Genomic DNA, 22,027 nt, shown 5'->3' with positions numbered 1-22,027 from the left:
GCGCCACGGAATTCAAAGAGGAGACAAGCATGCACAAAAACCGCCGCACTTTCATCCAGCAGGCAGCCGCGCTTGCGCTGGGCAGCGCCTCGCCCTGGGTTTTGGCCAACAGCGGCAGCTACCCGGACAAGACCGTGCGCATCATCGTTCCCTATCCCGCAGGCGCCGCCACCGACACGCTGGGCCGCCTCGCGGGCCAGGCGCTGCAGCAGGCGCTGGGCCAGGCCTTCATCGCCGACAACAAGGGCGGCGGCGGCACGACCATCGGCACGCGCGCGCTGGCCCAGGCCGAGCCCGATGGCTACACGCTGGGCATGGTCGACAGCACTTTCACCATCAATCCCGGGTTGCTCGGCGCACGCCTGAACTACGACACGCAAAGGGACTTCACGCCGATCACGCTGATCGCCAGCGCGCAGTTCGTGCTGGTGACCCATCCCTCGGTTGCGGCCAGGGACCTGGCGGGCTTCATTGCCAAGGCCAAGGCCGAGCCGGACACGCTGGCCTACGGCTCGGCAGGGGTGGGCAGCGGCCCGCACCTGGCGGGCGAGCAGCTGGCGCAGCAAGCCGGCCTGAAAGTCGTGCACGTGCCCTACAAGGGCGGCGGCACCGTCATCACCGACCTGCTGGGCGGCCAGGTGCAGTTCGCGTTTGCCACGGTGCCAACGCTGGCCGAGCACATCAAGGCCGGCAAGCTGCGCGCGCTGGCGGTGACGGGCCCCAGGCGCTCGGCGCTGCTGCCCGAGGTACCAACCTTTGCCGAAGCCGGGCTGCCCGGGGTCGACATCATGCCGATCTTCGGGCTGGTGGCGCCCAGGGGCATCCCCGCGGCCGCGGTCGACAGGATCAGCCGGGCCTTGCGCGCATCGATCCGCCAGGGCGAGATGCAGGCACGGCTCAAGGCCATGGGTTTCGAGCCCGTGGGCAGCACGCCGGCCGAGTTCGCGCAGCGCATCCAGAGCGAAACCGCGAAGTGGACCGAAGTCATACGCAAGGGCAATATCCGGCCGGAGTGAGCGCCTCAGGTGCTGTCCCTGACCACCAGGTGAAAGCCCACATCGACGATCGGGCTGTCGACGGGGCGCCCCTCGGCGCGCGCCATCGTCAGCTCGGCCGCGATCTCGCCGATGCGCGTGCCGTCCAGCCGCACGGTGGTCAACGCCGGCTGTGCATCCTGCGCGAAGCTCTGGTCCCCCATGCCGACGATGGCCAGCTGCTTCGGCACCTGCAATCCCTGGTGCTGGGCCTCGATCAGCGCGCCCAGCGCCAGGCTGTCCGAGCTGCAGAACACGCCGGAGATATCCGCCGCGTCCTGCAGCAGCGCGGCCAGGCCCTTGCGTCCCGCACCCAGGGTGCTGGGCGCGCGGGTGTAGAAGCATCGGGCCGACAGCGCGCCCAGGGCGTTGGAGCGGCGGATGAAGGCCTCGGCGCGCGCCCGCGCACGTGCATCGTCGCCGGTGATGATCGCCACGTGCCGGTGCCCGCGCGCATGCAGGAAGTCGGCCACCGATTCGCCAATGGCCACGTGCGAGAAGCCGACCAGCATGTCGACCGGGTCGTCGGTGAAGTCCCAGGTCTCCACGACAGGAATGCGCGAGGCGAGCAGGGCGCTGCGCGCGCCTGCGGACGATACCTTGCCGACCAGCACGATGCCGTCCGGGCGGCGCTGGATCAGCGCCCTGATCAGCTCCTCCTCCTCGCGCGTCGCGTCGTATCCCGCCTGGCCGATCATCAGCTGGTAGCCGCTGCGCTTGAGCGACTCGGCCAGCGACTCCACCAGCTCCTGGAACACCGGCCCGACCAGCGTGGGCAGCAGCGCCGCCACCATGCGCGCTCGCGCCATGCGCAGGCCGCTGGCCATGGCATTGGGCACATAGCCAAGCGCATCGACCGCGTGGCGCACCCGCTCCAAAGTTTCCGGCGCCACCTTCCCGGGCGCGTTGAGCACGCGCGATACCGTCATCGCGGAAACGCCCGCGAGCTGGGCGACGTCTTGCACGGTGGCGGGCTTCTTGGACAAGTTCATTCCTGTTGAGGGCGGATGCATAGGGCAGCGGCGGCACGATGTCGTGAGCATCGCGAGGCGAGGCGCTGGCGCGATTGTAGGTAGTTCACCGCGGCTCCCATTTTCTGGCGCTGCCCTGCGGAATGCGCCAGGGCAAGGGTTAACACCGATTCGAACGGGAATGTTCACGTTAACAATCAGAAGATGGCGATTTGTTAACGATACCTGTCATTTTTAAAACGCCGCAGCGATGCTTTGTATACGCTTGGGCACACCTGGGAGACACGCATGAAAGCTATCAAGACCGCAGCCACAGCCCTTTGCCTGGCGCTTGCCGGCATGGGTCTGGCAACCCCCGCATTCGCCTGGCCCGACAAGTCCGTCAACGTGATCGTGCCGTTCCCTGCAGGCGGTGCCACCGACACCATTGCACGCGCCGTGAGCAACCATCTGGGCACGCAGTTCAAGCAGACCTTCGTAGTGGAAAACAAGGCCGGCGCCACTGGCAGCATCGGCGCCGCCCAGGTGGCCCGCGCGCCTGCCGATGGCTACACGCTGCTCGTGTCCTCGCTGGCGCCCTTTGTCGTGGCGCCGCATCTGATGAAAGGCCTGCCCTACGATCCGCTCAAGGACTTCAGCTATCTCACCATTGCCGTGCAGACCCCCAATGTACTGGTGGTGAACCCCCATCTGGCGCCCAAGGTCAACAACCTGCAGGATGTCGTTGCGATGCTGAAAGCGCGGCCTGGCCAGGTGAGCTTTGCCACGTCGGGCGCCGGCTCGTCGGACCACCTCACGGCCGAGCTGTTCTGGCAAAAGAGCGGCACCAAGGGCCTGCATGTGCCCTACAAGGGCGGCGCGCCGGCTATCACCGATCTGCTGGGCGGCCAGGTGGACATGTCCTTCCAGAACGTGAACTCGGTCTTCCAGCACATCAAGGCCGGCAAGCTCAAGGCCATCGCCGTGACCGGCACCAGGCGCTCGCCCGTGCTGCCTGACGTGCCCACCACGGCGGAAGCTGGAATCCAGGGTGTGGAGGTCTATTCCTGGCAAGGCATTGCCGCGCCGAAGAACCTGCCCGCGGACGTCAAGGCCCAGCTGCACGGTGGCCTCATGAAGGCCTTGCGCGACCCGGCGCTGACCAAGCAGTTCACCGATGTCGGCCTGGAAGTGGTGGCCAACAGCCCCGAGGAGTTCACCCAGTTCCAGGCCAAGGAATACGCGCGCTGGAAGCAGGTGATCGAGACCGGCGGCATCACCGCCAACTGATCCTGCGCCTGCTGCACACTATGGCCTGGACCCGCTCCAGGCCGATTCACTTTTTCGGAATTCGTTTGATATGGCTCTCTCGCACGCTAGTACTTCCTCTCCCACGGTCACCGAACTGCGCGTCATTCCCGTCGCCGGCCATGACAGCATGCTAATGAATCTGAGCGGAGCGCACGCGCCGTTCTTCACGCGCAACCTGCTGGTGCTCACCGACAGCGCCGGCAACACCGGCGTCGGCGAGGTGCCCGGCGGCGAGAAGATCCGCCAGACGCTGGAAGACGCGCGCGCGCTGATCGTTGGCCAGCCCGTGGGCAACTACAACGCCGTGCTCAACGCGATGCGCACCACGTTCGAGAGCCGCGACAGCGGCGGCCGCGGACTGCAGACCTTTGACCTGCGCATCGCGATCCACGCCGTCACGGCCGCGGAATCGGCGCTGCTGGATCTGCTGGGGCAGCACCTGGGCGTGCCGGTCGCGGCGCTGCTGGGCGAAGGCGTGCAGCGCACTTCGGTGCAGATGCTGGGCTACCTGTTCTATGTGGGCGACCGTTCGCTGACGGATCTGCCCTACCAGACGGACCCAGGCGCTTCGGACGACTGGCTGCGTCTGCGCCATGAAAAGGCCATGACGCCCGAAGCCATCGTGCGCCTGGCCGAAGCCGCCCATGCGCGCTATGGCTTCGAGGACTTCAAGCTCAAGGGCGGCGTGCTGCGCGGCGAGGAAGAGGTCGAAGCCATCCGCGCGCTGCACGAGCGCTTCCCGAAGGCGCGCGTGACGCTCGATCCGAACGGCGGCTGGCTTCTCAAGGACGCGATCCGCCTGATGCGCGACATGCATGGCGTGCTGGCCTATGCCGAAGACCCCTGCGGCGCCGAAGGCGGTTTCTCCGGCCGCGAGGTGATGGCCGAATTCCGCCGCGCCACGGGCTTGCCCACCGCCACCAACATGGTCGCCACCGACTGGCGCCAGATGGCGCATTCGCTGTCGCTGCAGTCCGTGGACATTCCGCTGGCCGACCCGCATTTCTGGACCATGGCCGGCTCGGTGCGCGTGGCCCAGCTGTGCCAGGCCTTCGGCCTGACCTGGGGTTCGCACTCCAACAACCATTTCGACATCTCGCTGGCCATGTTCACCCATGTGGGCGCGGCCGCTCCCGGCCGCGTCACGGCCATCGACACCCACTGGATCTGGCAGGACGGCCAGTACCTCACCAAGAACCCGCTGCAGATCGAGAACGGCTACATCGAGCTGCCCCAGCGCGGCGGCCTGGGCATCGAGCTCGACATGGAAGCCGTGGAACGTGCCCACCAGCTGTATCTGCAGCATGGGCTGGGCGCGCGCGACGATGCGATGGCCATGCAGTATCTGGTGCCGAACTGGCAGTTCGACAACAAACGCCCCTGCATGGTCCGTTGAACTCCGGCGCCTGCGCGCAAGGGGGCGCCGCAAACACCTGCCCGGGGCGCCAGGAGGCGTGCGCAGGGCCATAGGCACGCTGCCTGCCGTCTGTCACAATTTGAGGCATAGTTTAGGGTTTGCACCGACTGGCGAGAGACGCCATTCCGGTTGAATTTGATCGCCTGCGCAGGTCTCCTGCGCGGGCGCTTTTCCTTTTCCTCAATGCGCGCAGATGCAGGCCCGGGGCCGGCTGCTGCGCCAAAGCTTATTCATGATCGACATTCGGGGGCTATCCCAGATCTACCAGGGCCCGAGCGGCCCGGTCGAGGCCTTGCGCGGCATCGACCTGCACATCCAGCCGGGCGAGGTGTTCGGCATCATCGGGCGCAGCGGCGCGGGCAAGAGCTCGCTGGTGCGCTGCATCAACCTGCTCAACCGTCCCACCCATGGCAAGGTCATCGTCAACGGCCGCGACCTGACGAAACTCAATGACGCCGAACTGCGCGCCGCGCGCCGCGACATCGGCATGGTGTTCCAGCATTTCAACCTCCTGTCCTCGCGCACGGTGTTCGACAACGCGGCGCTGCCGCTCGAACTCGTCGGCATGTCCAAGCAGGAAATCCGCGAGCGCGTCGAGCCGCTGCTCGAGCTGGTGGGCCTCACCGCGCTGCGCGACCGCTACCCGGCGCAGATCTCGGGCGGGCAAAAACAGCGCGTGGGCATTGCGCGTGCGCTGGCCAGCAACCCCAAGGTGCTGCTGAGCGACGAGGCGACCTCGGCGCTCGACCCCGAAACCACGCGCTCCATCCTGGAGCTGCTGCGCAAGGTCAACCGCGAGCTGGGCCTGACGGTGGTGCTGATCACGCACCAGATGCAGGTCATCAAGCAGATCGCCGACCGCGTGGCGGTCATCGACGCCGGCCGCATCGCGGAGATCGGCCCGGTGCTCGATGTGTTCACGCGGCCGCAGCAGCCCATCACCAAGAGCCTGATCGACGAGATCGTGCCCCAGGAGCTGCCCGCCAGCGTGCTGGCGCGCGTGCGCACGCTGGCGGAGGGCCTCGATGGCGGCGCGGGCCAGCTGCTGCGCCTGTCGTACGCGGGCGAGAGCGCCTACCAGCCGATCCTGTCGCAGATGATCCGCGACTTCGGCCTGGACCTGAGCATCCTGCATGGCCAGATCGACGAGATCCAGGAGCAGACCTTCGGCTCGCTGGCGGTGTTTGCGAGCGGCGATGCCGCGCAGCTCCAGGCCGCCATTGCGCACCTGCGCGCCGCGGGCGTCCAGGTGGAATCCGTGCAGATCGAGGGGTGAGCGATGTTCGAGAATTTTTCTGAAATGATGCTGGAGCTGTTTGCCGTCTCGCTCTGGGAGACCATGGTCATGGTCGGCATCTCCGGCTTGGTCGGCGGCCTGCTGGGCATTCCGCTGGGCGTGTTCCTGCGCCTCACGGACCGCGGCGGCGTGCTGGAGAACGGCCCGCTGAACAAGACCGTGGGCTGGATCGTCAACGCCGTGCGCTCCACGCCCTTCATCATCCTGCTGGTGGCGATCATTCCGCTGACGCGGCTGATCACCGGCTCGTCGATCGGCACCTTCGCCGCCGTCGTGCCGCTGACGCTGGCCGCCGCGCCTTTCGTCGCGCGCCTGGTCGAGACGGCATTGCGCGAAGTCGACCACGGCCTGGTCGAAGCCGCGCAGGCCATGGGCGCCACCACCAGCCAGATCGTCTGGAAGGTGCTGCTGCCCGAGGCGCTGCCGGGCATCGTCGCCGGCCTGACCATCAGCTTCGTGAGCCTGACCGGCTACTCGGCCATGGCCGGCGCCATCGGCGGCGGCGGCCTGGGCGACCTGGGCATCCGCTATGGCTACCAGCGCTTCCTGCCCGACGTGATGCTGGCGGTGGTGATCGTGCTGATCTTCTTCGTGCAGGCCATCCAGAGCCTGGGCGACTGGGCGGTGCGCCGCCTGAGCCACCGCTGAACGAGCGCGCCGGCGCCATGGAAAAAGGGAGGCCGCGGCCTCCCTTTTTGCTTTTGGCCTTGCGGATCAGGCCTTTGCCGGAGCCGCGCCTTCGGCGGGCAGCGCCGCATCCTGGGGGCGTTGCGCATAGCGGCCTGCCACCCAGGCCGAGACCATCAGCTGCAGCGGATGGAAGATCATCAGCGGCAGCACGATGCCGCCCATGACGCTGGGCGCGAACAGCACCTTGGCCATCGGCACGCCGCTGACCAGGCTCTTTTGCGCGCCGCAGAACACGATGGTGATCTCGTCTTCCTTGGAAAAGCCAAAGCGCCGCGCGAGCCAGGCGCTCAGGCCCATGGAGATCGCCAGCAGCAGCGCGCAGACCAGCACCAGCGCGGCCAGCGCCGCCAGCGGAATGCGGCTCCACAGACCGGCCACGACGGAGGCGCTGAAGGCCGAATACACCACCAGCAGGATCGAGCTCTGGTCCAGGCCCTTGAGTCGCTTGGCGTGGCGCGTCAGGAAGGGCGAGACCCAGGGCCGCAGGAAGTGGCCCAGCGCGAAGGGCAGCAGCAGCTGCATGGCAATGCGGCCCATGGCCTGCAGCGGGTCGCTGCTGGTGGCGGTCTGCGACAGCAGCAGGCCGACCAGCAGCGGCGTGATGACGATCCCCATCAGCGTCGAGCCCGAGGCGCTGCAGATGGCGGCGGGCATGTTGCCGCGCGCGATGGCTGTCAGCGTCACGGCCGACTGCACGGTGGCGGGCAGGGTGCACAGGAACAGCACGCCCAGGTACAGGTCGGGCCCCAGCAGAGGAGCGAGCAGCGGGCGCAGGGCCCAGCCCAGCACCGGGAAGATGACGAAGGTGATGGCCGTGACTACCAGATGCAGGCGCCAGTGGCTGATGCCGGCCCAGATGGCCTGGCGCGAGAGCTTGGCGCCATGCAGGAAGAACAGGAAGAAGATCACGCCCACCGTGATGTATTCGAGCACGCGCGCGGCTTCGCCATACACGGGCAGGAAGCTGGACAGCAGTACGGTGCCCAGCAGCATCAGGGTGAAGTTGTCGGGAAGGAATCGGGGTCGGGCCATGCCAGGCTTTCAGGAGTTGCAATGCGCAGTGCGCGCGGTCAAGGCGCCGATTGGAATGCATCTGCATTCAAAAGTGAAATGTATTTATTTGATTGTTCTATACTTTTCAGTCATGAATATCACCCTGCGCCAGCTGCGCGTGTTCCTCGCCGTGGCGCAACAGCAGAACTTCAGCCGTGCTGGCGAGGCCGTGGGCCTGACGCAGCCGGCCGTGAGCCGCAGCATCACCGACCTCGAGCAGCAGCTCGGCCTGCAGTTGCTGCACCGCAGCACGCGCGAGGTGGAGCTGAGCGACGCGGGCCGCATGCTGCAGGGGCGGGTGGGGCGCGTGCTCGAGGAACTGGATGCGGCGCTGCTGGAAGTGCGCGGCCTGGCGACGCAGCCGCACGGCCGGGTGCGCGTGGCCAGCAGCCCCACGCTGTCCGCGCATCTGATGCCCGAATGCATCGCGCGCTGCGCGCAGCAGCACCCGGGCCTGCAGCTGCAGCTGCTCGACCGCATCCAGCAGGGTGCGCTCGACAGCGTGCGCGCGGGCGAGGTCGACTTCGGCGTGGTCATCGAGCCCACCGATCCCGAGGACCTGCATTGCGAGGCCATTCTCTCGGAGCCGTTCTGCCTGGTCTGTCCCGCGGACCACGCGCTGGCGCGGCTGCCCGCGGTGCAATGGCGCGATCTGGCCGGCCATCCGCTGGTATTGCTCGACCATGCCTCGGGCAGCCGCCGGCTTATCGACCGCGTGCTCGAGCAATATGCGCCCGACTGCCAGGTGGTTCAGGAGGTGGGCCACACCACGACCATCTTCAGCATGGTGCAGGCCGGGCTGGGCGTGGCGGTGGTGCCGCGGCTGGCGGTGTCGGAGCAGGGCCTGGCCGGTGCAGGCCTGGTGCACCGTCTGCTGCTTCCCGCCGTGGAGCGGCAGATCATGCTCGTGCACCGGCGCCACCGCCGGCTCGCGCCCGTGGTGCAGCGCGTATGGGACCTGGTGCGCAATGTGGCCCAGGCACGAGCCAGCGAGCTGCCCCGGAGCGAGGCGCCGGCGCGCACCTGAGAGGCTTGCAGCGGCGTTTTGGCCGGGGAGGGCGGCGGCGCGGGTATGATATGGCCCCTGGACGGTGACTTCATGCACTGCGCCAATCAAAAACGTGGTGGCGTTAGCTCAGTTGGATAGAGCAACAGCCTTCTAAGCTGTGGGTCACTGGTTCGATTCCAGTACGCCGCACCACTTCACCTCCCTCACGGCGGCGTGCAGGGATCGCCCAAGCCCACCATTCCCGAGATCTTCTGCAGCCGGCTGCGGTTCTCCAGGCATGCCTGGTATTGCGCCTCGGCGGCTTTTCGCTGGGCCGCCTGCGCCGCCTGCGCGCGCTCGGCCTGCAGCTGCGCGACCCGCGCGCGGATCTGCGGCATGGCGGCCAGTGCCGCCTTCTCGCCTTCCAGGATCGCGCTGGCGCGCTGCGTGAAGTCGGCCGCGCCGATGTCCAGCACCTTGGGACGGATGACGATGTCGGCGCGCGCCAGTTCCGCCTGCCCGAGCTTCTGGCCCATGATGTCTATCGACTGACCCAGCGTGCCCAGCATGTCGGACGGTGACTGGCCGCGCGGACGGCTCGAGATATCGACGGCGACCACCAGATCGGCGCCCAGCTGGCGCGCCGCGTCCACCGGCACCGGGCTGACCACGCCGCCATCGACATAGTGGTATTTGCCGATGCCCACCGGCTGGAATACGCCGGGAACGCTGCTCGACGCGCGCACCGCCTGGCCGGTATTGCCGCGCCCGAACACCGTGCGCTCGCCGTCTTCCAGCCGCGTCGCAACGGCCACAAAGGGCTTCGCCAGCTTTTCCAGCGGCCGCCGCTGCACCTGCTCGTTCACATAGTCCTCGAGCTTCTGGCCCTTGACCAGGCCCCCCGAGGAGAACTGCAGGTCGCGGATGCTGGCTTCATCCAGGCCCACGGCCTTTTCCTGCAGCGCGAACGCATCCATGCCGCTCGCATACAGCGCGCCCACCACGCTGCCGGCGCTGGTGCCCGCCACGAAGGCCGGCGTGAGGCCGTTGGCTTCCAGCATCTTGATCACACCGATATGTGCAAAGCCCTTGGCCGCGCCGCCGCCCAGCGCCAGCCCGATGCTCACACGCGCGGGCGCGGGCACCGGCGCGGAGACAGGGGCCGCTGCGGTCTCGGTCTTGGGCGCGCTGCCGCAGGCGGCCAGCCCGGCCAGCGCAAGGCATGCCAGCGGACGCACGAAGGATTTCACAAGCATTCAGCGATTTCCGTTCATTCCTCGAAGACCAGCGCCGGCTTCGCCATGACGCGGGCCACATCCCCCAGGTTGCCGATCAGATGGTGGGCAAAGAAGCTGAAGTCCGTATCGGGCTCGAGCGCGGCCGCCGCCAGATGCGCCGCGGGCTGGTTCATCGGTACGTAGTAGCTGCCAGGCCCGGCCTCGATGCCGCCGCGCGTGGGGATGACCTGCACGCGGCGCACCGTGCCGCCAGCCGGCATCGCGGCATTGGGCGAGGGCGTGAAATTGTCGGCGATCAGCGGCGCGCCTTCGGCCACGCGCAGCACCTGCACTCCCAGCTGTTCCAGGCGCTCGGCTGCCTGCGTGGCTTCCGCGGCAAGCCAGTAGCCGCAGGGGCGCACGCGCGAGGCCAGCGGGCGCAGCGCCAGCGAAGAGTTCCAGTCGACGCGCACCGTGTAGTCGGCGCCGGTCTCGGGTTGCAGCATGACGACTTCGCGCTGCTCCGGGGTCTGCTGCGCCTGCACCAGCATCTGCTGGCGGCAGGCCATCGAGGCGATGTCGCGGCGCACGAAGGACTGCACCTGCGCCAGCTCCGAAGCACGGTCGGCCGTGCTGCGCAGCGCGCTGCTGATGGCCACGACCTGGCCATGCACGCGCCGCTGCAGCTGGGCGCGGCCGATGCCCACGCCGCGCGTGCGCACCGTCAGGCCCAGCGCATTGCGCAGCGCGTTGGAATTGCTCAGTGTGTCGGGCGCGATCGAGCCCATGGACATCACCATCGACTGGGGATCGGTGGCCGTGGTCGCATACCAGTCGCTGCTCAGCTGCGCATCCCTCAGCGCGGCGCTCATCGGCTCCTGCACCCATTCGCGCGCGGCCTTGGTGATGATCTCGTGCTGATTGGCGGTGCCTGCGTACTGCAGCTGCACGTCGGGGCGCTGCAGCGCCTGGTATTTCTTCAGGTAGGGGCCGGCCGCATCGAACTCACCCGCATCGACCACCACCGTCGGGCGGTAGTCGCGCACCAGCGCGGCGATGGCCCGGGCTTCGGGCGTGCGCAGCAGCAGGTGGTCGTGCGTCATTTCGATGCCGTTGGCGGTGCTGCGCTGCCCGCTGGCGGCGCCATCGGGATTGGCGCGCGGCACCACGACGACGTTGATGCGCGCCAGCAGCGGCTCGAGCAGGCCGCCGGGCGCGAGCTCGCGCGCCACGACCAGCAGCGCCTCGCTGCCCGCGGGCTCGTCGCCGCGCTGCTGCGCCACCAGCAGCACCGTGGGGCGGTCGAGCGCGTCCAGCGCGCGCGGCTCGATGCTGCCGGCGCGCGTGGCCACCAGCGCATGGATGGTCTCGCCGCGCTGCGAGGTGCCGGCCGTGACCAGGCCCAGCAGCGTGCCGCTGCCCAGTGACTTGCTGGCGATATCGCGCAGCCACTGGCCGATCTCGCTCTGGGTGGTGAAGGTGCTGCGGCCGGTCTCGAGCCCGGGCGTTTCATAGCGCACCGAAGGCTCGGGAAAGCGTGCGGCGACCCCGGCGCTGTAGGGCAAGGGTTCCGCCGGGCGCACTGCCGCCTGCGCAGCGACCGGGGACTGTTCCGGCACCGGTGTGATGGTGGGGGAAGCGATGGGCGCAGGCACGGGAGAGGGCACGGGGGCGCGGGCAGGAACGTGGCTGCCGATCGCCGTGCCGGGCCAGGGAGGAAGCGGGGTACTGCTGCAAGCCGCCAGCAGCGCGGCCATGGCGATGGCCGAGAGACGCAAGGTCCAGCCGAACTGCGGAGCGCCGTTCGACCGGCCGGAAAAAGCGGGGTGCGGTTGCATGTGAGGAGGCCTTTGTGTTCGCAAAGCCGCCCGCGTGGGCGGACATCTGAGGTGCACGGATGGTACCCGCTCAAGCCCTGCGATTTTGTCAGCGCAGACCGTTTTCCCTGCAACCGCACAGGGGAGGGGCGCGGCGGCATGTCAGCCACGCCCCGGCGCGCCGGACTCAGCGGTTGAAGCCGCCGCGGCCGCCGCCATTGCGGCCACCGCCGCCGAAGCCACCGCCACCGCCGCTGCGCCCGCCGCCAAAGCCACCGCTGCCACCGCCGCCACCGCCGCTGCGGAAACCGCCGCCGCGGCGGCCGCGATCGGCCATGCTGTCGACGCTGGTGCGCATGGGGTCGGGCTGGCCGCCGGCCGAGCTGCCACGCGGGGTCACCGGGCGGCCCAGCTGGGTACCCAGGTGCGCATTGGCGCGTGGGGGCTGGTCGTCGAAGCGGGACGCGCCGCCTTCGCGTGCCGGACGCGGGCTGCGGTGCTCGTCATGGCGTTCGCCGCCAAAGCCTTGCCCGCCCTGGCGCGGACCCGCACCGCGGGGACCCGCGCCACGGCCACCGGCGCCACGCGGGCCGTTGGCGTTGCGCGCGCCATTGCCGGGGCCACGGCCTTCGCCGTTGCCCTGCGCGGCACCGCGGCCCTTGCCGCCACCATTGCCCCGGGGGCCGTCGCCCTGGGGCTTGCCGCCGCGTTCGCCCGCGGCGGGCTTGTTGGCGCGGATGCGTTCCATCATCTCGGTGCGCGCGGCCTTGGCGGCCGCCTGCATCACGTCACGGCTGGGCGGCTTGCCCGCGCCGCCCCAGATGGTCTGGCGGCCCATGGCGATGGGCTCGGCCTTCTCGCCTTCCTCGGGGCCGAAGCCCTCGAGCACCTGCACCGGAATCTCCTGCTTGGTGAAGCGCTCGATGTCCATCATGAAGCCTTCCTCGTCCATGCAGACCATGCTCACGGCATGGCCCTCGCGGCCGGCGCGGCCCGTGCGGCCGATGCGGTGCACGTAGTCTTCGGAGACGTTGGGGATTTCGTAGTTGACAACGTGGGGCAGCTCGTCGATGTCGATGCCGCGCGCCGCGATGTCGGTGGCCACGAGCGCGCGGATGTCGCCGCTCTTGAAGCCGGCCAGCGCCTGGGTGCGCGCGCTCTGGCTCTTGTTGCCGTGCAGCGCCATGGCGCTGACGCCGTTCTTGGTGAGGAACTCGGCCACGTTGTTGGCGCCGAACTTGGTGCGCGTGAACACCAGGACCTGGCTCCAGTCATGCTCCTGAATGATGTGCAGCAGCGCCTGCTTCTTCTTGCCGCGGCCCACGGGGTGGATGACCTGCGTGATGCGCTGCACCGTCGTGTTGCTGGGCGTGACCTGGATGCTCTGCGGGTTCTTCAGCAGCGAGTTGGCGAGTTCGCGGATCTCGTCGCTGAACGTGGCGGAGAACAGCAGGCTCTGCTTGTTCTTCGGCACCAGGGCCAAGACCTTCTTCACGTCATGGATGAAACCCATGTCCAGCATGCGGTCGGCTTCGTCCAGGATCAGGATCTGCACGGTGGACAGATCGAGGAAGCCCTGCTGCTGCAGGTCCAGCAGGCGGCCCGGCGTGGCCACCAGGATGTCGACGCCGCGCTTGATGCGGTCGATCTGCGGGTTCATGCCCACGCCGCCGAAGATCACGGTGGAACTGATGCCATCGAGATACTTCGAATAGGCGCGCACCGACTCCTCCACCTGCGCCGCGAGTTCGCGCGTCGGCGTGAGAATCAGCGCCCGCACGCCCTTGTTGCCGAACTTGCTGGTCGCGCTGTCGCTATCGATCAGGCGATTGAGCATGGGCAGCGCAAACGCGGCGGTCTTGCCGGTGCCGGTCTGCGCGCCGGCCAGCAGGTCCTGGCCCTGCAGCACGGCCGGAATGGCCTTGGCCTGGATGGGCGTGGGCGTGTCGTAGCCCTGCTCGAGCACAGCCTTCAGGATGGCGGGAGCCAGATTCAGTTCTTCAAATGTCATGTGGTCAGGTGCGCCCATCCTGGGCGCGAGGGGTATCAGCCTGTCATGGCAACCTTGGGCGGTTGCCGCCAGTCCTAGGCGGATGAGGTTCAAAGATGGGAGCCCGGCACTGCGTCCATTGTCCCCAGCTGGAATGCTGATGTTGCGGGCAACTGGAGCCCGCAACTGGGGGGTATTGTCGCATGCGCCGATAATCATGGTTGGCGTGCAACGATTTTGTTGCCCAGTTTTTGAAGAATCCACAGACAAATCCATGGCCCAATACGTTTTTTCGATGAACCATGTCACCAAGACCGTGCCGCCCAAGCGGCAGATCTTGAAGGACGTTTCTCTCAGCTTTTTCCCGGGCGCAAAGATTGGCGTGCTGGGCCTCAACGGCTCCGGAAAGTCCTCCCTGCTGAAGATCATGGCAGGTGTGGACAAGGAGATCGAAGGCGAAGCCATCCCCATGGCCGGCCTGTCCATCGGCTACCTGCCCCAGGAGCCCCAGCTCAACCCCGAGCACACCGTGCGCGAAGCCGTCGAGGAAGCGTTGGCCGACGTCAACCGCGCGCGCCAGCGCCTGGATGAAATCTACGCCGCCTACGCCGAGGAAGATGCCGACTTCGACGCGCTGGCCACCGAGCAGGGCGAGATGGAAGCCATCATTGCCGCGGCCGGCACCGACTCCGAGCACCAGCTGGAGATCGCCGCCGACGCGCTGCGCCTGCCGGCCTGGGACGCCGTGATCGGCAAGCTCTCGGGCGGCGAGAAGCGCCGCGTGGCGCTGTGCAAGCTGCTGCTGTCCAAGCCCGACATGCTGCTGCTCGACGAACCCACCAACCACCTGGATGCCGAATCCGTGGACTGGCTCGAGCAGTACCTGCACCGCTTCACCGGCACCGTCGTGGCCATCACCCACGACCGCTACTTCCTCGACAACGCCGCCGAGTGGATCCTGGAACTGGACCGCGGCCATGGCATTCCCTACAAGGGCAACTACTCCGAGTGGCTGATCCAGAAGGGCAACCGCCTCGAAGCCGAGCACAAGGGCGAGGAAGCCCGTGCCAAGGCCCTGAAGAAGGAACTGGAGTGGGTGCGCCAGAACTCCAAGGGCCGCCAGGCCAAGTCCAAGGCGCGTATCGCGCGCTTCGAGGAGCTGAGCGACTACGAATACCAGCAGCGCAACGAAACGCAGGAAATCTTCATTCCTGTGGCCGAGCGCCTGGGCAGCAAGGTCATCGAGTTCAGCAACGTCACCAAGAGCTTCGGCGACCGCGTGCTGATCGACAACCTGAGCATGAACATTCCCGCCGGCGCGATCGTCGGCATCATCGGCCCGAACGGCGCGGGTAAATCCACGCTGTTCAAGCTGATCGCCGGCAAGGAGCAGCCCGACAGCGGCACGGTGGACATCGGCCAGACCGTCAAGATGGCCTTCGTCGACCAGTCGCGCGACGCGCTGGCCGACGAGAAGACCGTCTGGGAGGACATCTCCGGCGGTCTCGACATCATCAACGTCGGCAAGTTCCAGATGGCTTCGCGCGCGTACGCGGGCCGCTTCAACTTCAACGGCCAGGACCAGCAGAAGAAGGTCGGCAACCTCTCCGGCGGTGAACGCGGCCGCCTGCACCTGGCCAAGACGCTGATCCAGGGCGGCAACGTGCTGCTGCTCGACGAGCCCTCGAACGACCTGGACGTGGAAACCCTGCGCGCGCTGGAAGACGCGCTGCTGGAATACGCGGGCACCGTCATGGTCATCTCCCACGACCGCTGGTTCCTCGACCGCATCGCGACGCACATCCTGGCCGCCGAAGGCGACTCGCAGTGGGTGTTCTTCGATGGCAACTACCAGGAATATGAGGCGGACAAGAAGCGCCGGTTGGGTGAAGAGGGGGCCAAGCCGAAGCGGATGCGTTTTAAAGCGTTGAAGTAATCCGGCAGTCTGCGCCAGCGCAGGCTCACGGTTAAGAAAAGCAGGCTCCTTTATGGGGCCTGTTTGCATTCCTGGCGCCGGCCGCTTCACCCTTCGACAGGCTCAGGGCGAACGGTTTCCAAATCGTTCGTGGTGAGCTTGTCGAACCATGGACGTCCTGTCATCAAGATCGCAAGCAGAAGGCAGCCACAGTCCCTCGGCCGTGGTGATCCCCCGCGCACAAAGCACCGCCCGCACCGTTGCCACCGCCGTTACCTGCGCCGCCATCGCCGCCAGCGTGATCATCCCCAAGGTCCGGCCCGAAGCCCCGGTTCCCAGCGTGAACAGCGTATCCCCATCCGACATCGTATGCACCGGATTGATCGCCCGCGCCAGCCCGTCGTGCGACACCACGGCCAGGCGGTGCGCCTGGGCCTTGTTGATCTGCGCATCGGTGGCAATCACGCCGATCGTGGTGTTGGTGCCCGCAAGCACCGGCTGCGGCAGCTCGCCGCACAGCAGCGCGCGCCGCGTATCGCGCAGCTGCCGGCCATCCGCGGTGCGCGCGCCGGCAAGCAGCTGTCCGGTTTCGGGCTCCAGCACATCGCCCAGCGCATTGCAGGCCACCAGCGCGCCCACGGTGATGCCGTCGACCGTCACCGAGGCAGTGCCTATGCCCCCCTTCATCGCATGCTCCATGCCAAACACCTTGCCAACGCTGGCGCCGGTGCCCGCGCCCACATTGCCTTCGGCGGGCGCCGCGCGGCTGGCCGCGGCGCAGGCCGCATGGCCGGCTGCGGCGTCGGGCCGGATGCGCGCCTCGCCCACGCCCAGATCGAACAGCACCGCGGCCGGCACCAGCGGCAGGCGCGCATAGCGCACATCGAGGCCCACCTCCTGCTCCTCGAGCCAGCGCACCGCGCCGCTGGCCGCGTCGAGCCCCCAGGCGCTGCCGCCGCACAGCATCACCGCATGCACCCGCTCGACCAGGTTCGTCGGGTGCAGCAGATCGGTCTCGCGCGTGCCGGGTGCGGCGCCGCGCACATCGACCCCGCCCACGGCGCCCGCGCGCGCGATCACCACGCTGCAGCCCGTGGGCCGGCGCGTGTCCGTGTAATGCCCGGCTTCGATACCCTGAACACGCGTGATGCTGCCTGCGGACCGAGCAAGCCGCGCCGGCAAGATGGATGGAGACATGGCGCCATTATGGCCATCCCCCGGCGCCAAAGGCCCCGTGCCGCGCTTGCCCTGGCGGGGTTCGGAGACAATCTCGCCCATGAGTGACCTGAGCGAAAACAATCCCCCCGCGATCCTCCCCGATACCGCCTCCTCGCTGCCCCCGGGCTGGCTCGACGTCGAGTCCATGAACATGGATGCCCAGGGCGTGGCGCGCCAGCCCGACGGCAAGGTGGTGTTCATCGACGGCGCGCTGCCCACCGAATGGGTCAGCGCCAACGTGCACCGCAAGAAGAACAACTGGGAGTCCGGCACCCTGACGGCGGTGCATCGCGAGTCGTCGCAGCGCGTCAAGCCCGGCTGCCCGCATTTCGGCCTGCACGACGGCGCCTGTGGCGGCTGCAAGATGCAGCACCTGAACGTCTCGGCCCAGGTGGCCGTCAAGCAGCGCGTGCTGGAAGACAACCTCTGGCACCTCGGCAAGGTCAAGCCCGAGATGGTGCTGCGCCCGATCGAGGGCCCGGCCTGGGGCTACCGCTACCGCGCGCGCCTTTCGGTGCGCTACGTGATCAAGAAGCAGAAGGTGCTGGTTGGCTTCCACGAGCGCAAGAGCCGTTACATCGCCGACATGGAAGTCTGCCCGGTGCTGCCCAAGCATGTCAGCGACATGCTGCTGCCGATGCGCGCGCTGATCGCCTCCATGGATGCGCGCGAGACCTGCCCGCAGATCGAGGTGGCTTGCGGCGACGACGTCACGGCGCTGGTGCTGCGCCACCTCGAGCCGCTGTCCGAGGCCGACCAGGCGCGGCTGCGCGCATTCGCGGCCGAGCAGAACGTCCAGTGGTGGCTGCAGTCCAAGGGCCCGGACACCGTGCAGCTGATGGATCCGCCGACCCGGCAGTTGGCCTACGCGTTGCCCGAATTCGGCATCACCATGCCGTTCAAGCCCACCGACTTCACCCAGGTCAATCCGCACATCAACCGCGTGATGGTGACGCGCGCGCTGCGCCTGCTCGACGTGCACAAGGACGAACGCGTGATCGACTGGTTCTGCGGCCTGGGCAATTTCACGCTGCCGCTGGCGACCCAGGCGCGCGAGGTGCTGGGCATCGAAGGCAGCGAGACGCTGGTCGCGCGATCGCGCGAGAATTTCGCCGCCAACCAGGCGCAACGCCAGCCCGGCGCTGCGCTCGCGCCCACCGATTTCGTCGCGCGCAACCTGTTCGACATGACGCCCGAGATGCTGATTGCCGATGGCGTGGCCGACAAATGGCTGGTCGATCCGCCGCGCGAAGGCGCCTTCGCGCTGGCGCAGGCGCTGGCCGCCATCCACCAGGCGCGCATCGGCGCCGAGGACGCGCTGCCGCTGCCCGAGGGCAGCGAGGCCTGGCAGCCGCCCAAGCGCATCGTCTATGTGAGCTGCAACCCGGCCACGCTGGCACGCGATGCGGGCCTGCTGGTCAACCGCGCAGGCTACCGCTGCCTGAGCGCGGGCGTGATCAACATGTTCCCGCACACGGCGCATGTCGAGAGCATGGCGGTGTTCGAGCGGGAGTGAGTTTCACCCCGCCAGTCCTGCCGCAGCAGGGCTGGCAAAGCTTGCTCAACCGCGGCTGCGTGCGGCCGACGGCCGCAGTTCCGTCTCGATATCGTCGTCCTTGGCGGCGGCGCGCGCGGGCTTGTCGCGCTGCGTGATCACCGAGGGCACGCCCTCGATCTTGTTCTCGCGCATGTACTGGTCCATTTCCTTCCAGCCGGCAAACACCAGTGCCTTGGTGGCCTTCGGATTGAGCACATAGCAGTCCTCGAGCCCGCGCATCGCATGGCGGCAGGCGCTGCCCACGGCCTTGGCTTCGCTCTCGCGCGCCAGCGCCTGGGGCGTGGGGCCGAGGCCGGGAATATTGCAGCCGGCAAGCAGCAGCAGGGGAAGTGCAAGAAATGCGGACCGCATGGAGGTGAGGGCGTATTTGGACATGTCCCACGCATTATCGGCAGCTTGAATGGCAAATTGAGGACGAATTTCCACAAGCGCCATGAAACGCCCATGAAAAAAGGCCCCTGAGGGCCTTTTCGTTATACAGCAGGGCGCTTATTCGCGCTCGCCACCCATGATGCCCAGCAGCGACAGCATGAACTGGAACACGTTGAACAGGTCCAGGTACAGGGCCAGCGTGGCGCTGATGTAGTTGGTCTCGCCGCCGTCCAGGATGCGCTTGAGGTCGTACAGCATGTAGGCGCTGAAGATGCCGATGCCGGCCACCGAGATGACCATCATGCCGACGGTCGAGCCGACGAAGATGTTGACCACGATGCCCACCAGCAGCACCATTGCGCCGACAAACAGCCACTTGCCCATGCCCGACAGGTCGCGCTTGATCACGCTGGCCAGGCTGGCCATCACGAAGAACACGCCGGCCGTGCCGGCAAAAGCCGTCATGATCAGCTGGGAACCGTTGCTGAAGCCCAGCACCGAGCCGATGAGGCGTGAGAGCATCAGACCCATGAAGAACGTGAAGGCCAGCAGCACCGGCACGCCAGCCGCCGAATGCTTGGTCTTCTCGATGGCAAACATGAAGCCGAAGGCGCCGGCCATGAACACGACGAGGCCGACCACGCCGCCCAGCGATGCCGTGATGCCCGTGGCAACGCCTACCCAGGCGCCGAGTACCGTCGGCAGCAGGCTCAGGGCGAGCAGCCAATAGGTATTGCGCAAGACATTGTTGCGCTGTTGCTGCGAGACACCGTAGCCCGCAGAGCCCAGTGTGGTGACTTGTTCATTCATTCGGACGCTCTCCTTGTTGCATGCACGATTGCATAGTCCATTCTAGGTGGCGGCGCCAATCGGCTATTGCAATACCCGGTTGCGATCAATTGGTTTTGGTTGTGGATCTTTTGCGCAGGAAGTGCACAGTTGGCATCGCTTTGCCCGTTATGCTGCTTGTTTTCGCCAAAACCAAACGGAGCCCTTGCATGAAGACCAAGCACGAACTCGAACTCGCCGACGTGAAAGCCATTGCCGCCGCGGCAGAAGCCGAAGCCCTGAAGAACAAATGGGCGGTGAGCATTGCCATCGTCGACGATGGCGGTCATCTGCTGTGGCTCCAGCGCCTGGACGGCGCCGCCGCGATCTCCGCGCAGATCGCTCCCGCCAAGGCCAACACCTCGGCGCTGGGCCGCCGCGACTCCAAGGTCTACGAGGACATCATCAACGGCGGCCGCACTGCGTTCCTGAGCGCGCCGGCGCTGCAGGGCCTGCTCGAAGGCGGCGTGGCCATCGTCAAGGACGGCCAGGTGATCGGCGCCGTCGGCGTCAGCGGCGTGAAGTCGAATGAGGACGCACAGATCGCCCGCGCCGGCATTGCCGCGATTGGCCTTTGAATTTCGCTGAGCGGTAAACCGTTTGTCCTGAGCTTGCCCGGGCGGCCCCGTCGTAGGATGAGCGGCCTGCGCTCAGGTGGGGCCACCAGCCTTCTCTTGGTCCCGATCCCAAAGCAAAAGCCGGTCCATCGACCGGCTTTTTGCCTATCAAAGCGTGGAAAAAAAGCCTGGCTACGCGGACAGACGCCCGTTGGCTGGCAAAACGACCCGTATTGGCATCGCTGCCAAGGAGTCGCCCCACGATGAAACAGTGAATTACTTGGTGAGGATCAGCTTGCCCAGCTTGGTGGCCTGCAGGCGATAGGGCATGCCGTTGTGCAGGATGGTCACGGACTTGCGCCCCTGCAGCAGCTCGGTGCTGTTCATGCCCAGCGCGCTCTCGGCGCGCTCCAGGGGTTGCGACATCTGGACGGAAAGCTGGCTGGCTTGGCCTGTGCGGGGCAGGGAAAGGGTAGCGGGCATGGGTAGGTCCTCAAGTCAATGTGTTTGCTAATGATATTGATTCTCAATCAGCTGTCAATCATTTGCCTTTCGACTTTTGTAAATAAATGCCACCCACGGGTTCCATCTACCGCGAAAGAAAAAGCCCTGCCTCCTGGATCGGAGGGCAGGGCCTTGGGCCACGCAAGCCGGCAGCGGCTGGTGGGGCTTATTGATTAGGCTCGGTAACGAAGCCGATCTTGCGCACGCCTGCGCGCTGGGCGGCCGCCATGGCCTGGGCCACGCGCTCGTAGCGCACGTTCCTGTCGCCGCGGATATGCAGGTCCGGCTGCGGATCCTTGGCGCCTTCGGCCTGCAGCCGGGCCACGAGCGCCTCGTCGCTGATGGGCTGCTCGTTCCAGTGGTACTGGCCCTGGGCATCGATGCTCAGGTTGACGGTCTGCGGCTTGATGTTCTCCGGCTGGTTGGTGGCCTGCGGCAGATCGACATTCACCGAATGCTTCATCACCGGAATGGTGATGATGAAAATGATCAGCAGCACCAGCATGACGTCGACCAGCGGCGTCATGTTGATCTCGTTCATCACCTCATCGGAATCGTCCTGGGTTCCAAATGCCATGCTCAGGCACCTTTCTTCAGCGGCAGCACCTTGGCCGGCTCGCCCTCGCCCTGCACGTTGACGCGGGCGCCGGTCACGAAGTAGGCGTGCAGGTCATGCGCGAAGCTGTTGAGGTTGTTGAGGATCGACTTGTTGCCGCGCACCAGTGCGTTGTAGCCCAGCACCGCGGGAATGGCCACGGCCAGGCCCAGCGCCGTCATGATCAGCGCCTCGCCGATGGGGCCGGCCACCTTGTCAATGGTGGACTGGCCGGTGGCGCCGATGGCGACCAGCGCGTGGTAGATGCCCCAGACGGTGCCGAACAGGCCGATGAAGGGCGAGGTGGAGCCGATCGAAGCCAGGATGGCCAGGCCGCCCTGCAGGCGGGCGGTGAACTCGTCGATGCAGTTGCGCAGCGAACGGGTGACCCAGTCGCTGATGTCCAGCGTGTCATGCAGATGCGCGCTGCTCTTGCGGTGGTGGGCCGTGGCTTCGCGGCCCTCGAGCGCCAGGTGGCGGAAGGGGTTGGTGGGATCGGTGCCGAGCTTGTCCAGGCCGGCGCCGAAGTCCTCGCTGTGCCAGAAATCATGCGAGGCGCGCGCCAGCTTGCGGTACTTGAAGATGTCCAGCGCCTTGAGGATGATCACGATCCACGAGACGAGCGACATGCCGATGAGGATGACGGCGATGGCGCGGGTGACGAAGTCCCCCTGGGTCCAGACGTTGGCAATGCCGAAATGGGAATCCATGAATAC

General features: G+C 67.1%; 20 protein-coding genes and 1 tRNA gene. 10 read left to right on the top strand and 11 right to left on the bottom strand.

What is annotated here, in order from left to right; all coding sequences use genetic code 11:
* Positions 1-29 precede the first annotated feature (29 nt).
* Complete coding sequence (locus M9799_RS01650; RefSeq protein ID WP_231042674.1) at positions 30-1,016, top strand: tripartite tricarboxylate transporter substrate binding protein; 987 nt, start codon at positions 30-32, stop codon at positions 1,014-1,016.
* Positions 1,017-1,021: 5 nt separating this feature from the next.
* Here M9799_RS01650 and M9799_RS01645 read toward each other — a convergent pair whose 3' ends face one another.
* Positions 1,022-2,026 carry a LacI family DNA-binding transcriptional regulator gene (locus M9799_RS01645; RefSeq protein ID WP_377007040.1) on the bottom strand — a complete coding sequence of 335 codons (1,005 nt, stop codon included), beginning with the start codon at positions 2,024-2,026 and terminating at the stop codon, positions 1,022-1,024.
* Between the two features lie 267 nt (positions 2,027-2,293).
* On the opposite strand from M9799_RS01645, the gene M9799_RS01640 reads away from it, so the two are divergent.
* The 4 genes from M9799_RS01640 (at position 2,294) to M9799_RS01625 (ending at position 6,657) form a co-directional block, all read left to right on the top strand.
* On the top strand, positions 2,294-3,274 hold the full coding sequence (locus M9799_RS01640; RefSeq protein ID WP_377007038.1) for a Bug family tripartite tricarboxylate transporter substrate binding protein: 981 nt from the start codon (positions 2,294-2,296) through the stop codon (positions 3,272-3,274).
* Positions 3,275-3,344: 70 nt separating this feature from the next.
* Entirely contained in the window at positions 3,345-4,691 is a 1,347-nt protein-coding gene (gene gudD, locus M9799_RS01635) for a glucarate dehydratase (RefSeq protein WP_231042672.1), read from the top strand.
* 253 nt (positions 4,692-4,944) lie between these two features.
* Positions 4,945-5,988: a methionine ABC transporter ATP-binding protein gene (locus M9799_RS01630; protein ID WP_231042671.1), complete on the top strand. Its 1,044-nt coding sequence runs from the start codon at positions 4,945-4,947 to the stop codon at positions 5,986-5,988.
* Positions 5,989-5,991: 3 nt separating this feature from the next.
* Positions 5,992-6,657 carry a methionine ABC transporter permease gene (locus M9799_RS01625; RefSeq protein ID WP_231042670.1) on the top strand — a complete coding sequence of 222 codons (666 nt, stop codon included), beginning with the start codon at positions 5,992-5,994 and terminating at the stop codon, positions 6,655-6,657.
* Between the two features lie 66 nt (positions 6,658-6,723).
* On the opposite strand, the gene M9799_RS01620 is transcribed toward M9799_RS01625, so the two are convergent.
* The gene (locus M9799_RS01620; RefSeq protein WP_231042669.1) at positions 6,724-7,731 is read right to left on the bottom strand and encodes a bile acid:sodium symporter family protein; all 1,008 of its coding nucleotides are present in this window, start codon (positions 7,729-7,731) and stop codon (positions 6,724-6,726) included.
* Between the two features lie 112 nt (positions 7,732-7,843).
* Here M9799_RS01620 and M9799_RS01615 point away from each other — a divergent pair, with 112 nt between their 5' ends.
* Both M9799_RS01615 and M9799_RS01610 read left to right on the top strand, forming a co-directional pair.
* Positions 7,844-8,779, top strand: coding sequence for a LysR family transcriptional regulator (locus M9799_RS01615; RefSeq protein WP_231042668.1), 936 nt, complete (start codon positions 7,844-7,846; stop codon positions 8,777-8,779).
* Between the two features lie 97 nt (positions 8,780-8,876).
* Positions 8,877-8,953 (top strand) — tRNA-Arg (locus M9799_RS01610).
* Between the two features lie 11 nt (positions 8,954-8,964).
* Here the strand turns inward: M9799_RS01610 and M9799_RS01605 are convergent.
* The 3 genes from M9799_RS01605 to M9799_RS01595 all read right to left on the bottom strand — a co-directional run bounded on the left by M9799_RS01605 (position 8,965) and on the right by M9799_RS01595 (position 13,785).
* Positions 8,965-9,996, bottom strand: coding sequence for a patatin-like phospholipase family protein (locus M9799_RS01605; protein WP_231042667.1), 1,032 nt, complete (start codon positions 9,994-9,996; stop codon positions 8,965-8,967).
* 14 nt (positions 9,997-10,010) lie between these two features.
* Positions 10,011-11,795, bottom strand: coding sequence for a M14 family metallopeptidase (locus M9799_RS01600; protein WP_231042666.1), 1,785 nt, complete (start codon positions 11,793-11,795; stop codon positions 10,011-10,013).
* 166 nt (positions 11,796-11,961) lie between these two features.
* A complete protein-coding gene (locus tag M9799_RS01595) occupies positions 11,962-13,785 on the bottom strand; it encodes a DEAD/DEAH box helicase (RefSeq protein ID WP_231042665.1) in 1,824 nt (607 codons plus the stop codon).
* A 253-nt stretch (positions 13,786-14,038) separates the two neighbouring features.
* On the opposite strand from M9799_RS01595, the gene ettA reads away from it, so the two are divergent.
* Complete coding sequence (gene ettA, locus M9799_RS01590; protein ID WP_231042664.1) at positions 14,039-15,700, top strand: energy-dependent translational throttle protein EttA; 1,662 nt, start codon at positions 14,039-14,041, stop codon at positions 15,698-15,700.
* Positions 15,701-15,802: 102 nt separating this feature from the next.
* Here ettA and M9799_RS01585 read toward each other — a convergent pair whose 3' ends face one another.
* Positions 15,803-16,876 carry a P1 family peptidase gene (locus tag M9799_RS01585; protein ID WP_231042663.1) on the bottom strand — a complete coding sequence of 358 codons (1,074 nt, stop codon included), beginning with the start codon at positions 16,874-16,876 and terminating at the stop codon, positions 15,803-15,805.
* 79 nt (positions 16,877-16,955) lie between these two features.
* Here M9799_RS01585 and rlmD point away from each other — a divergent pair, with 79 nt between their 5' ends.
* A complete protein-coding gene (rlmD, locus tag M9799_RS01580) occupies positions 16,956-18,413 on the top strand; it encodes a 23S rRNA (uracil(1939)-C(5))-methyltransferase RlmD (RefSeq protein ID WP_231042662.1) in 1,458 nt (485 codons plus the stop codon).
* A 45-nt stretch (positions 18,414-18,458) separates the two neighbouring features.
* Here the strand turns inward: rlmD and M9799_RS01575 are convergent, their stop codons facing one another.
* A complete protein-coding gene (locus M9799_RS01575; protein WP_231042661.1) occupies positions 18,459-18,830 on the bottom strand; it encodes a hypothetical protein in 372 nt (123 codons plus the stop codon).
* Positions 18,831-18,944: 114 nt separating this feature from the next.
* Complete coding sequence (locus M9799_RS01570) at positions 18,945-19,637, bottom strand: Bax inhibitor-1/YccA family protein (protein ID WP_231042660.1); 693 nt, start codon at positions 19,635-19,637, stop codon at positions 18,945-18,947.
* A gap of 188 nt (positions 19,638-19,825) precedes the next feature.
* Between M9799_RS01570 and M9799_RS01565 the strand changes: the two genes are divergently transcribed.
* The gene (locus M9799_RS01565; RefSeq protein ID WP_231042659.1) at positions 19,826-20,233 is read left to right on the top strand and encodes a GlcG/HbpS family heme-binding protein; all 408 of its coding nucleotides are present in this window, start codon (positions 19,826-19,828) and stop codon (positions 20,231-20,233) included.
* Positions 20,234-20,488: 255 nt separating this feature from the next.
* Here M9799_RS01565 and hemP read toward each other — a convergent pair whose 3' ends face one another.
* From hemP to M9799_RS01550, 3 genes are all read right to left on the bottom strand, one after another.
* Positions 20,489-20,638 carry a hemin uptake protein HemP gene (gene hemP / locus M9799_RS01560; RefSeq protein ID WP_231042725.1) on the bottom strand — a complete coding sequence of 50 codons (150 nt, stop codon included), beginning with the start codon at positions 20,636-20,638 and terminating at the stop codon, positions 20,489-20,491.
* Between the two features lie 244 nt (positions 20,639-20,882).
* On the bottom strand, positions 20,883-21,293 hold the full coding sequence (locus M9799_RS01555; protein WP_231042658.1) for an ExbD/TolR family protein: 411 nt from the start codon (positions 21,291-21,293) through the stop codon (positions 20,883-20,885).
* 2 nt (positions 21,294-21,295) lie between these two features.
* On the bottom strand, positions 21,296-22,021 hold the full coding sequence (locus tag M9799_RS01550) for a MotA/TolQ/ExbB proton channel family protein (protein WP_231042657.1): 726 nt from the start codon (positions 22,019-22,021) through the stop codon (positions 21,296-21,298).
* Between the last annotated feature and the right edge of the window lie 6 nt (positions 22,022-22,027).

This window comes from Comamonas endophytica (genome assembly GCF_023634805.2).
In the GTDB taxonomy this organism is placed as follows: Bacteria; Pseudomonadota; Gammaproteobacteria; order Burkholderiales; family Burkholderiaceae_C; genus Comamonas; species Comamonas endophytica.
The sequence above is the reverse complement of the archived record's forward strand: the minus strand, read 5'-3'. Positions and strand labels throughout refer to the sequence as shown.

Coding starts and splice junctions, on each gene's coding strand:
- M9799_RS01650 (WP_231042674.1), top strand. CDS start 30: ATGCACAAAAACCGCCGCACTTTCATCCAGCAGGCAGCCGCGCTTGCG.
- M9799_RS01645 (WP_377007040.1), bottom strand. CDS start 2,026: ATGAACTTGTCCAAGAAGCCCGCCACCGTGCAAGACGTCGCCCAGCTC.
- M9799_RS01640 (WP_377007038.1), top strand. CDS start 2,294: ATGAAAGCTATCAAGACCGCAGCCACAGCCCTTTGCCTGGCGCTTGCC.
- gudD (WP_231042672.1), top strand. CDS start 3,345: ATGGCTCTCTCGCACGCTAGTACTTCCTCTCCCACGGTCACCGAACTG.
- M9799_RS01630 (WP_231042671.1), top strand. CDS start 4,945: ATGATCGACATTCGGGGGCTATCCCAGATCTACCAGGGCCCGAGCGGC.
- M9799_RS01625 (WP_231042670.1), top strand. CDS start 5,992: ATGTTCGAGAATTTTTCTGAAATGATGCTGGAGCTGTTTGCCGTCTCG.
- M9799_RS01620 (WP_231042669.1), bottom strand. CDS start 7,731: ATGGCCCGACCCCGATTCCTTCCCGACAACTTCACCCTGATGCTGCTG.
- M9799_RS01615 (WP_231042668.1), top strand. CDS start 7,844: ATGAATATCACCCTGCGCCAGCTGCGCGTGTTCCTCGCCGTGGCGCAA.
- M9799_RS01605 (WP_231042667.1), bottom strand. CDS start 9,996: ATGCTTGTGAAATCCTTCGTGCGTCCGCTGGCATGCCTTGCGCTGGCC.
- M9799_RS01600 (WP_231042666.1), bottom strand. CDS start 11,795: ATGCAACCGCACCCCGCTTTTTCCGGCCGGTCGAACGGCGCTCCGCAG.
- M9799_RS01595 (WP_231042665.1), bottom strand. CDS start 13,785: ATGACATTTGAAGAACTGAATCTGGCTCCCGCCATCCTGAAGGCTGTG.
- ettA (WP_231042664.1), top strand. CDS start 14,039: ATGGCCCAATACGTTTTTTCGATGAACCATGTCACCAAGACCGTGCCG.
- M9799_RS01585 (WP_231042663.1), bottom strand. CDS start 16,876: ATGTCTCCATCCATCTTGCCGGCGCGGCTTGCTCGGTCCGCAGGCAGC.
- rlmD (WP_231042662.1), top strand. CDS start 16,956: ATGAGTGACCTGAGCGAAAACAATCCCCCCGCGATCCTCCCCGATACC.
- M9799_RS01575 (WP_231042661.1), bottom strand. CDS start 18,830: ATGTCCAAATACGCCCTCACCTCCATGCGGTCCGCATTTCTTGCACTT.
- M9799_RS01570 (WP_231042660.1), bottom strand. CDS start 19,637: ATGAATGAACAAGTCACCACACTGGGCTCTGCGGGCTACGGTGTCTCG.
- M9799_RS01565 (WP_231042659.1), top strand. CDS start 19,826: ATGAAGACCAAGCACGAACTCGAACTCGCCGACGTGAAAGCCATTGCC.
- hemP (WP_231042725.1), bottom strand. CDS start 20,638: ATGTCGCAACCCCTGGAGCGCGCCGAGAGCGCGCTGGGCATGAACAGC.
- M9799_RS01555 (WP_231042658.1), bottom strand. CDS start 21,293: ATGGCATTTGGAACCCAGGACGATTCCGATGAGGTGATGAACGAGATC.
- M9799_RS01550 (WP_231042657.1), bottom strand. CDS start 22,021: ATGGATTCCCATTTCGGCATTGCCAACGTCTGGACCCAGGGGGACTTC.